Below are 2,343 nucleotides of genomic sequence, written 5' to 3'. Positions count from 1 at the left end.
ATGAGGCACAGCCTCTATTACCATGAGCACTGCTCAATAAAAAGCCAAATGGCTTCCCATGAGGCTCGAAGTAAAAAGCCGCACTAGGCGGCTTCTCTATTCAGTAATTCTGTCATTCGGCTATTGTAGCCCAGCCCTTGTAAAGGCTTTTGAATCACGCTCACGCAACTCTTGCAATGTAAAGACATGCCCATTTCTGGCAACGAACTTGTCCAAGCTCAAGCCGCCATCACGGAATAGCTTTGCCTTGTCAACGCCTAAAACCTCGTTCTGGCGCGATACAGATTGCTTCTTGAGCCATTCCTGGTACGTCATCTTGCCCGGCACTTGACCGTCAAGGCTTGCCCTGGTGGAGGCGGGCATTTCAATATCAATCGCCGCCCCCATCTCTCGCCAGCTCTTTAATACGGGTACATACACACTACGGCAGCGCATGTGCGCAGGCAGGGCTGGCTTGGGTTTACCCTTCGGGTATTCGTTCCCATCGCGCGAGGCGCATAAAACCGTAGTGCGCATGTCCAGTGTGGCTGTGTATCGGTCGGCCTTGATGATGTCGCTATTGGCCTCAAATACTGCATCCCTTGCATAACTTGCTGTATGGCTGATCGCGGTCAACACCACAGTTTCAAGGTTTCTGCGTGATACTTGCAGTAGGCCGTCAGCATAGTTCAATGCGCGAGTACCTCGGATGCGCCTTACAATCTGGTCGGTAGTCTGGCCTTCGACGTACCCCATGCGGATTGCATCACGAATGGCAATGGCTCTTGAAGTCTCTAGGTCGCTCAGAAACTCCTTGAGCAACTTGCCTTGAAACGGCCTAGCCATCGCGGCAGCATACACCTGGTTGATATTGACCGTCGAGATAGGCACCACCTCGGGCAGCACAGACCGGAATAGCTGGTACTGATACCCTGCTTCGTAGTCGGTCAAGTCTTTTAGGTCGATGCCTAGACGGTCAACAATCTCCTTGTAGACCTCGGCATTGATCTCACGCACCGATTTCAGCAAGTCATTCAGGCGCTGGACGTTAAATCCTTGGCCTTGCCCCTTGTCTACCGCCGATTCAATCGCGGCAAGCAGATCAGGATCAGTTCGATTCAGCAGCGCCAGGATCCGGCGCAGTTCATTCAGGCTGTACGCTTGCAGGTCGATGTTGTGCGCGACGCTCTCATTGAGCAGTATTTCATTCGCCGTCGCCATTACTCACCCTTAGCGCAGGGCGTTGGCTTCCATGTCATCCGCACAGCCTTGATGTGGCGCTTGCCTTCCATGATTGCCCTGATTACGCGATGCCGACCATCAGCAATATCGCCAAGCCAGTCTAAAATAATAGGCTTATCCAGATCGGCGGCATTTACTCGAAGGCAATGGAAGGCCAGGTCATAAATGTTAAATCCTTGCCAGATAACATCGGAAAGACGCAGTCCAGCGATTGGCATATCAAATGGCTTTAGATGGCGCGCGTCGTCAATCAGCTTTGCTACTGAATAGCTGTCTCCGTTCCTGTCCTGGTAATAATCCTGCAATGGATCAGCATCGCGGAATGCTATTCTAGGGGGCTTATTACTCATCGGCACCACCTGTGTTCATGCCTGGCGTGTCCAGTTCGATCTTTTCTTTTTCCTCGTCCGATGTCACACCGGGAGGAATCATTTCACCCTGCTGCAAGTTCCAGAACATGGTTTCGCGGCTGATAGCGCCAGATTGCCATGCGCCAACAAGTGCGGTGAGTTCTGGCCCTGTCATGCCAATCTCGATAAAGTCGGTATTCAGCGTTACGGATTGGTTTGTGCTTACGCCTGCCCACTCTGCCATGATGTTCAACACGCGGGTCAAGCCCTGGCTGATCATGCTGGAAATTGTGGAGAGCACAGCGCCTTCACCAGCATGGCGAAGCTTGACAGTTTCAGCCGCCTCAGCTGCTGATTTCTCGGGCGAGAGCATCCGAGCGCCGATTGCCGCCATCTGGTCTTGCTTGCGATTGATGCGGTTTTCCAGAGCGGACAATCCCTGGCCTGTGAACTCAAGATATTTCGCATCGGCATCTGCTGCTGGGAACACCCAGGCATTAGCAGAGCCTATCGATAGCTTTTCATTCTCGCCAACCTGGTAGCCAGTTACAACAGCAGTGGGCAGGCCAGTAAAGTGAGCGCCATGCTCAAGATCAGCCGTCGATCGGTAATGGCTGAGATTGAGCGCCACCAAGTCATAAATTGGCGGCTTTTGAATCTCGGGGCCATTGTGCGCGGGGCCGAAGAATTGGAACGGGATGTATGGCAGAGGTCGGCCCCTCATCACCGGCACGATGTCCTCACCAACCTGCATCCATGCACCGGATATTCC

At 53.1% G+C, this 2,343-nt stretch carries 3 protein-coding genes; all 3 read right to left on the bottom strand.

Annotation, left to right across the window (positions count from 1 at the left end):
• Positions 1–120 precede the first annotated feature (120 nt).
• Positions 121–1,200 carry a hypothetical protein gene (locus V7Z75_RS14035; protein ID WP_334109268.1) on the bottom strand — a complete coding sequence of 360 codons (1,080 nt, stop codon included), beginning with the start codon at positions 1,198–1,200 and terminating at the stop codon, positions 121–123.
• Positions 1,200–1,571 carry a hypothetical protein gene (locus V7Z75_RS14030; protein WP_334109267.1) on the bottom strand — a complete coding sequence of 124 codons (372 nt, stop codon included), beginning with the start codon at positions 1,569–1,571 and terminating at the stop codon, positions 1,200–1,202. The genes V7Z75_RS14035 and V7Z75_RS14030 overlap by 1 nt, the downstream gene beginning before the upstream one ends.
• Positions 1,564–2,343 (bottom strand): DUF4055 domain-containing protein (locus tag V7Z75_RS14025; RefSeq protein WP_334109266.1); only part of this gene is annotated, 780 nt, incomplete at its 5' end. The genes V7Z75_RS14030 and V7Z75_RS14025, both read right to left, overlap by 8 nt.

It is taken from the genome of Methylobacillus sp., assembly GCF_036844465.1.
In the GTDB taxonomy this organism is placed as follows: Bacteria; Pseudomonadota; Gammaproteobacteria; order Burkholderiales; family Methylophilaceae; genus Methylobacillus.
Note: the sequence above shows the minus strand (reverse complement) of the source record. Positions and strands in the feature narration are given on the sequence as shown.